Origin of the sequence: Shewanella sp. Isolate7, assembly GCF_022398425.1 — a bacterium.
Taxonomy (GTDB): domain Bacteria; phylum Pseudomonadota; class Gammaproteobacteria; order Enterobacterales; family Shewanellaceae; genus Shewanella.
On the sequence record NZ_JAKEVJ010000025.1, the window covers coordinates 70956 to 78711 of the forward strand.

7 protein-coding genes are annotated in these 7756 nt (G+C 54.5%); 6 read left to right on the forward strand and 1 reads right to left on the reverse strand.

All coding sequences use genetic code 11. The features are described from left to right. Nucleotides 1-35: 35 nt before the first annotated feature. Entirely contained in the window at nt 36-803 is a 768-nt protein-coding gene (fkpA, locus tag L1D47_RS08285) for an FKBP-type peptidyl-prolyl cis-trans isomerase (protein ID WP_041510174.1), read from the reverse strand. Nucleotides 804-982: 179 nt separating this feature from the next. Between fkpA and L1D47_RS08290 the strand changes: the two genes are divergently transcribed. The 6 genes from L1D47_RS08290 to L1D47_RS08315 all read left to right on the forward strand — a co-directional run bounded on the left by L1D47_RS08290 (nt 983) and on the right by L1D47_RS08315 (nt 7415). Next, a complete protein-coding gene (locus L1D47_RS08290; RefSeq protein WP_239883976.1) occupies nt 983-1951 on the forward strand; it encodes a hypothetical protein in 969 nt (322 codons plus the stop codon). A gap of 13 nt (nt 1952-1964) precedes the next feature. Further along, nucleotides 1965-2177 carry a SlyX family protein gene (locus L1D47_RS08295; RefSeq protein ID WP_041510172.1) on the forward strand — a complete coding sequence of 71 codons (213 nt, stop codon included), beginning with the start codon at nt 1965-1967 and terminating at the stop codon, nt 2175-2177. A gap of 115 nt (nt 2178-2292) precedes the next feature. Then, the gene (locus tag L1D47_RS08300; RefSeq protein WP_239883984.1) at nt 2293-3648 is read left to right on the forward strand and encodes a hypothetical protein; all 1356 of its coding nucleotides are present in this window, start codon (nt 2293-2295) and stop codon (nt 3646-3648) included. A 25-nt stretch (nt 3649-3673) separates the two neighbouring features. Further along, nucleotides 3674-4267, forward strand: coding sequence for a penicillin-binding protein activator LpoB (lpoB, locus tag L1D47_RS08305; RefSeq protein ID WP_041510170.1), 594 nt, complete (start codon nt 3674-3676; stop codon nt 4265-4267). 218 nt (nt 4268-4485) lie between these two features. Further along, nucleotides 4486-7101 (forward strand): ERAP1-like C-terminal domain-containing protein, encoded by a 2616-nt coding sequence (locus L1D47_RS08310; RefSeq protein WP_239883979.1) that lies wholly within the window; start codon nt 4486-4488, stop codon nt 7099-7101. 101 nt (nt 7102-7202) lie between these two features. Further along, a complete protein-coding gene (locus L1D47_RS08315) occupies nt 7203-7415 on the forward strand; it encodes a hypothetical protein (protein WP_239883981.1) in 213 nt (70 codons plus the stop codon). Nucleotides 7416-7756: the final 341 nt, after the last annotated feature.

The following is a 7756-nucleotide window of genomic DNA, read 5'->3' on the forward strand; positions in this document are numbered from 1 at the left end:
GCGCCCTTTTTCAATCTCTTTAAGAGAACAGCGAATTACTTAGCCGCTGCCGCTTCTTCTGCTGCCGGTGCGGCCTTCTCGATAGAAAGCAGCTCAACTTCGAAGATCAGCGTCGAGTTAGCCGGGATGCTGCCGGTATCGCGGCTACCATAGGCCAGCTCGGCTGGGATCACGAAACGGTACTTAGAACCCACAGACATCAGCTGAACACCCTCGGTCCAACCTGGGATAACGCGGTTTAGCGGGAACTTAGCGCTCTGACCACGGGCGATAGAGCTATCGAACTCTGTGCCGTCGATCAGGGTACCGACATAATGCACTTCAACCGTGTCTTCTGCAGCCGGCTTATCACCAGTACCTTCGGTGATCACTTCATACTGCAGACCAGATTCTGTCGTCACAACGCCTTCTTTCGCCTTGTTGGCTTCTAGGAAAGCCGCGCTCTCTGCCTGGGCTTTCTCGGCCAGTGCAGTCGCCTGTGCCTGACGCTTCTCATTTAGTTGCTCGTCAAGGCCTTGCAGTACTGTCTGCATCTCTTCTTCGGTCAGCTTCAGCTCGTCGTTCAAACCGTTGCTAAAACCTTGAATAATCAGGCTACGATCTACTGGTAGACCCAGCTCTTCCTGCTCCTTGATATGACCAGACATATATTTACCGATCGACGCGCCTACGCTATAGGCTTGCTTCTGCGCCTGGGTCTCGAGTTTTACTTCTGCCGGTTTTGTTGTTTTTTGTTCTTGGTTACAAGCAGTTAGACCAACCACCGCCAACGCGACCAGTGACATCTTATAAATGGACTTCATTAAAGCTTCCTCAGCATTTTCTTGTGGTTACAATAACCTTACTCTTCTAAGACGAACCACTTTATACTAGTTAATTAACATATACCAATTACATTGATTAAGTTTCATCAATGATGGTTTGGTAGCCTTACCTAGGCGAAAACCTTTGAGCTAAAGACAACTCAACCAGGAACAAGTTCATGAGCAGAACCGGATTGCTGTATTTTTGTACACTGATTGCTTGTACACTCCTGCTGAGTGCTTGTCAGCCTAAACCTGAGGTCGATAGCCTGATCGCCGAACCTAGCTATGATGCCAGCCTCTCTCCACATGCGCGTTTACTTCTGGTCAGCACCACCAGCAACAACCTACAACTTTGGGATCTCACCCAAAAAGTGCTTAAGTATCAGTGGCTCCATGGCAAAGCGGGCGGCACAGCAATTGCCACCGCCCTGTCGGACAACCTCAAATACGCCGCCTCCCTCAGCAGCGATTCGGTCGCGCTGTGGAATATACAAGATGGTCAGCCGCTGGGATGGTGGTCCCTGCTCGCCAAGGGGCAGTGTCTGGCGCTTGCCGACAATGGTACCCTGCTGATTGGCCTCACCGACGGCAGCGTCATGTCACTCAATCACCAGACCGACACCCTGATCAAATTCCTCGGGCACAGCGAGAAGGTTAACAGCGTCGCACTCTCTACCGACGGCCGTTGGGCACTATCGGGCGGCAACGACAACCGGGTCATTCTTTGGCAGGCCAACACGGGGCAGCCCCAGCAACAGTGGCAACTGCCCAGCCGGGTACTCAGCGTCAGCCTGACCCAGGACGCCAGCCTGGCTTTCGCCGCCGATAGCACCAATAGGGCCGAGATCTGGCAGACACAGACAGGCGAAACTGTGTCTCGCCTTAAAATAAAACGTCGCACGATGAACTTTTCCACCGCACGCTTTACCAAAGATAACCAGACACTACTCACCGGCACCCCTGCCAGAGAAGTGAGCGTTTGGCGGGTAGCCGATGGAAAAATGCGCGCCAACTGGCAAGTTACCCGCACCGAGCGTGCCCAAATCAAGGGCGCCGTTGTATACTCTGTGGCTGAAACCCTTAATGGGCAGATCATCAGCTTTAGCAGTAATGGCTTGCTGGAAACCTGGCCCATGCCCGATTGATAGAGGACTAACATTGGTGCAACTAGAACAAAGAATCGAAGATCTTGAGATGAAACTGGCTTTTCAGGACGACACCATTGAGTCGCTGAACCAGCAGGTGATCAAGCTCAACGACCTGCTGGCCGAGCAACAGGAAAAACTGCGCCTGCTCACCAGCAAGCTAGCGCAGGTCGAGCCCAGCAACATAGCCAGTCAGGCGGAAGAGACGCCGCCTCCCCACTATTAGACCAGCGCGCTTGGCGCCAGGCTATTTAACGGAACTTGCTTCACAAAGGATCTGATCAACTATGCCACAGCAAAGTAGCCCTCATAGTCGAGTCTCAAGGCGATACCGCACGGCCATGGCCTGCGCGCTCTTGTCGCTCACCTTGTCGGGCTGCGCCTTTAATAGCGTCTTTATCAGTTATCCGTCACAGCTTGCGCCGGTAAAGGCCGATCTCACCAGACAGAGCGATGCCGCCCTCTATCGACAATTCGACGATGCCATTACAGGCCAAGATGGGCTCCTGTATGCTCAGGAGGCGGGACGTATTGCCCAGATCACGGGAGACTTCGAGGCCAGCAAGGCCTATTACCAACAGGCCGTCGATGCCTACACCAAGTTTGACGACCAGGCGGTGATCAGCGCATCTGATCTTGGCGCTACCGCCAGCAGCCTGTTTATCAACGACAACGTGATCCCCTATCGTGGTCCCGGCTATGAGCGCATCATGTTGCATCAGTATCAGGCCCTTAACTACCTCTTTAGCCGAGACAGCCAGGGAGCGCTGGTCGAGGTGAGGCGCAGCAACGAGCTGCAACAGAGCGAGCAGTCCAGGTACCAGAAATCCCAGGCGTCGGTACAGGCGATGGCCAACGGCACCATAGATGCCGAGGTCAATCGACTCGGGCAAGCGGCCGGCACCACCACAAGTTCTTTCCTCAACGCCTATAGTTACTACACCACGGGACTGCTGCACGAGCTGCTGGGCGAAGAGAATGACGCCTTCATCGATTATCGCAAGGCGGCGCAGATCACCCCGGACAACCCCTATCTGCAGCAAGATCTGGTGCGCCTGGCCAAGAAACTGGCCATGCCGCAATATGAGGAGTTTAAGCGCCGCTGGGGCGATGCCAAGCTGGCCAAGCCCGGCCAGGGACAGGTCGTCGTCATACTCGAGCGGGGTTTTGTGCCTGAGAAGCAAAGCTTTACCGTGCCTTTTCGCATTAGCGGCAACTGGCAGACGGCCTCCTTGGCCACCTATGTTCCCAGCCGGGTCAGCGTCCCCCAAGGGGAGATCATTGGCCTGGGCACTGTGCTGAAGACGGCGCCGCTTGCCAATATTGACGCCCTGGCAATCACCGCGCTTAAGGAAGAACTCCCCAGCGCCCTGTTTCGCCAGGCCGCGAGAATCTACGCCAAGGCAGAGATGGCCCGCAGCGTGCGCAGCGAGTCCAAGCGCCGCAAGGACGAGTTTGACGCCGGAGCCATCGCCATGCAGATCTTCAATGTGGTTACCGAGCAGGCAGACAGACGCAGCTGGTTGACCCTGCCCAGTCAGGCCCAGTTAGGACGTCGCTATCTGGATGCGGGCCAATATCAGATCCGTCTGGGGCAGTCTCAGGTGCAAGCAGTTGACGTACAAAGCGATAAAACCACATTAATTTGGATAATTGAGACTGGTAATTTCACCCGTTTTCATTCAATAATCATCTAATCAAGACTAAGGAATCGGTATTTTTATGAAAAAGTTCAACCTCATTTTTATCATCGCCGTGGCGATTGGCCTGGCGGGTTGTCAATCTAAGGTGCAGTACGGTGATGCTACTGAAGTCGAAACCGTCAATGAAAACTTCGGTTCTACGGATCTGCAGGCGATCACCGCCAAGATGGTCGACAGCATGCTGAGCTTTCCGCCCGTGGTGGCCATGACGGCCAAGGATCGCCCTGTCATCTTTGTCGACAAGATCAAGAACAAAACCTCAGAGCATATCGATACCGAATCTGTCACAGATTCGATCAGCAACAAGCTGCTGCGCTCGGGCAAGTTCCGCTTCATCGACATGACCAAGGTCGACGCGGTACGCAAGCAACTGGATTATCAGAACAACGCCGGCATGGTTGACCCATCGACCGCCATCAACTTCGGTCGTCAGATCGGTGCCCAGTACATGCTGTACGGCAACCTGTCGAGCATAGTTAAGCAAGATGGCAGCACCAAAGATGTCTACTACAAGATGACCATGCGCCTGATGGATCTGGAAACCGGCCTGATCGAATGGTCTGATGAAAAAGAGATCCGCAAGACCAAGTCAAAATCTTTCCTCGGCATGTAAGCCAGGTTCACCGTTAAAAACCAGCCTAGTGCTGGTTTTTTTATGCCTAAATGTGGATAGCGAAGAGAAATTTTGTCGATAAATTCTACTGCCAAGGGGCAGAGTCGGGTAGAATGTGGCAGCCTTTGGCACCCATGTATGGCGCGGGTATTTGCCCGCCCATTGAGTGCTAGCCGAACCGATAAGCCCTCGAGCCAATAATATAAGAAGGACCCGTTTTGAGACTGTTTTCCCTGTGCGCTAGCCTCTTCCTCTGCCTCCTTATCGGCGCATGCCAAAGCACCTCCCCCGGCAGTCAACAGACAGTCGAGAAATCCTTCGGCATCAGCGCCAGCGTCGCCAAACAGCGTGCCAGCCGAGTCAGTCAGGTCAGCTACCAGCTACACCTAGATCTGACCCAGGCGCGACGCTTTAAGGGCGAGGCGCTGATCCAGTTTGAGCTCACCGGCAGCGAGCAGGCCATAAGCCTAGATCTGGAGCAGGCGCTTATCAGCCAACTGCTCATCAATGGTCAGAAGCTCTATCCCAACTATGATGGTCACAGGCTAGTGATCCCGGCCAGCCTATTACAGGGCGGCAGTAACCAGATAAAGGTGGACTTTAGCAGTCCCTACAGCCATGAAGATCAGGGGCTTATCGAGTTTATCGACCCACAAGATGGCCTGCGCTACCTCTACAGCCATTTTCTGCCCTCCAGCGCCCAGACCCTGGCGCCACAATTTGATCAGCCGGATCTCAGGGCCAGCTACCAGCTGAGTGTATTGGCACCCAGCGACTGGCAAGTCGCCAGCGCAGCCAAGGTGCTGAGCCGTCAGCCAATGGGCGAGAGCCGTCTGTGGCAGTTTATGGTGAGTAAGCCGGTCAGTCCCCATAACTTCTCCCTGCTCGCCGGGCCATATCAAACCTGGCAGAGCCAGGCAGAAGGTGTTGCATTGAATCTGTTTGCCCGTCAATCTCAAGCACAATCTATCGATGCCGAGGCCTGGCTTTCCCAGACCGGCCAGGCCCTTAGCCATTATCAGCAGCGTCTTGGCAGCCAATATCCCTTCGGCCACTACACCCAGGCGATAGTGCCTCACTTGCCGAGTGAGTTTCGCGCCAGTCAGGCGCAGACCAGCTTCAGTGAGGAGACTCTGCCTAGAGTCACGCCTCGGCGGGCTATCCTGCGGGCATTGGCCGAGCAATGGCTGGGCAATCTGGTCACCCTCAAGTGGTGGGATCAGCTCTGGCTCAATCAGAGCCTGGCCTATCTGGTTGCCGATGATGCCGAGGCGCAGCTGTTTGGCCAGGCCCATACAGGCAGCCAGACTAGCTTTATTCGCAGCCCTGAACAGGTGCAGCAGCAGATCGCCAACAGCCTAGAGCTGTTTTCACAAGATAGGACACCGAGTCAAAATAAGGCTATCGCCCAGCTCAATCAGCTCAAGTTCATGCTGGGCGACGCCAGTTTCTACCAGGGTATAGGCCAGTATCTCGAGCGCTTTGCGCTGCAAAATGCCGATCTGAATGACTTTATTCAGAGCCTCGAGCATGTCACCAAGCAGCCCCTGAGCCAGTGGAGTCAGACGGCCTTTAAACGAGCAGGCATCATCCGCCTGGAGGCAGAGTTCAGCTGCCGCGGCGATCGCATCTCACGCTTTAACCTCATACAGCATAACGGCGATGCCGAGAGCATACAGAGGGTCAAGGTAGGCCTGTTTACCCTGGGCCACCATGGCCTGCACAAGAACCTGGTGAGCGAGGTCAATTACCAGGGGGAGCGCACCGAGGTGAAGCGCCTCAAGGGGGTGCGCTGCCCGGATCTGGTGTATACCAACTACCAGAACAAGGCCTATGTCAGGGTCAAGCTGGACAGTGACTCCCAGGAGACCGCCCTGTTACACCTTGGCAGCCTGGAAGAGGCAGAGCTGAGGCGCATGCTGTGGCAATCGCTATGGGAATCCGTATTAATAGGAGAGCTACCTCTGCCCCGCTTTATTGGCAGCGCCCTGGTGAACCTGCCAACTGAAACCGATCCCCAGGTGCTGCTTAGCGTGCAAGAGCAGCTTAGAGAGGCCAAGGCCCTGCTGGAGCAGATGAGTCCCAATCAGCGGCGCTATAGCCGTCAGGCGCTCAATGCCATCGCCCAGATGAGCCTGCGCCTGACCATCACCAATAAAGCCGAACCCGAACTGCAATCTCTGTGGTTCGACAACTACCTGCACTTCGCCGTCAGCCATCAGGCAAAGCGTCATCTGGCGGCGCTGCTCGAGGAGAGAGAGTCGCTACCCGGCATCACTCTCACGCCCGAGCGTCGCTGGCAGATAGTGACCCACCTCAATCGCTATGATTACCCGGGCAGCGAACGACTCCTGCTCAAGGAGAAGCAGCATGACAATTCGCCCGAGGGCGAGCAGGCGGCACTCGGCGCCCTGGTGGCCCGCCCCAGCGCCAAGGAGAAACGCCAGTGGTTTGAGCGTATTCAGGCCCACACCAAGGAGGGCGACCCTCAACTGCTGGAGAAGTTAACCCTGGTGATGCACCACCTCTACCCCAGCGAGCAGAAGGCCCTGAGTCAGGCCAGTGCCGAGCAGCGCCTGACGGAGCTGGCAAGCCTGGATAGACGCAACAGCCAGCGCTTTATGCAGAGCTACACCGCCAATCTGCTACCCAGAAGCTGCAATTACGCCAGCCTGGTGAGACTGCAGGCATTACTCACCCAGCCAGAGGGCTTTAGCCCCACGACGCTGAGAGGCATTAACCAGACGATTGCCGCCGAGCAGGAGTGTATTCGTGTGCAAGAAGCGATGCAGCAGCGGCCCGAGTCCACTGCGCAGCCTGATAGACTCAACTAAACAACTTGCTTGAAACGGGCTAAGGGGCTGGTGACAAACCTGTTTTGGGTTATAGTGGGATAATAAGTACAAAGGACGCCTAACATCGACAGGAGCACGACATGGGCATTTTTCAAATCGCCGCCATCGCCATCATAGGGGCCTTCGCCTTAGCAGCCTTTAAGGAACACAACCGGCGAAAAGCCAGCGTGGACAATAGTGAAATTGATGAGCTTAAGGCCGAGATAGACAAGCTGAAATCTCGCATCGCCACGTTAGAGAAGATAGTCACCGACAAGGCTTACCAGTTGGGTGACGAGATAGACAAGCTCTAGCCTAATACCAATCACAGTAAACATGTGATCAGAAATAGCGCAGGAAAAACGCTTGAGAACAAAGCAGGATTTTTAGATAAGTAGTTATTCTACAATTAAAAATACTAATACAGTTATCGAGCGTTTTAACAAGCTAGAATGATCAATTATTTATTACGATTGGTATAACATTAGGGTTAGGTGAATAAGCTTTAAAAGGCCGCCACAAAAAAAGGAGCCAGCAGGCTCCTTTTCAAATCGATATTGCCTCTGAGGCTGATATCTAAAAGGCTTAGGGAAGGTGCGAACAAGTCGTCGCACAGCTCTGGCTTTGATAGCAGCGACAGTTCAAGGCATTCAAC

What these genes read in the sequence shown, in the direction of transcription:
- lpoB (WP_041510170.1), top strand. Translation starts at nt 3,674, where the DNA reads ATGAAAAAGTTCAACCTCATTTTTATCATCGCCGTGGCGATTGGCCTG.
- L1D47_RS08290 (WP_239883976.1), top strand. Translation starts at nt 983, where the DNA reads ATGAGCAGAACCGGATTGCTGTATTTTTGTACACTGATTGCTTGTACA.
- fkpA (WP_041510174.1), bottom strand. Translation starts at nt 803, where the DNA reads ATGAAGTCCATTTATAAGATGTCACTGGTCGCGTTGGCGGTGGTTGGT.
- L1D47_RS08300 (WP_239883984.1), top strand. Translation starts at nt 2,293, where the DNA reads ATGGCCTGCGCGCTCTTGTCGCTCACCTTGTCGGGCTGCGCCTTTAAT.
- L1D47_RS08315 (WP_239883981.1), top strand. Translation starts at nt 7,203, where the DNA reads ATGGGCATTTTTCAAATCGCCGCCATCGCCATCATAGGGGCCTTCGCC.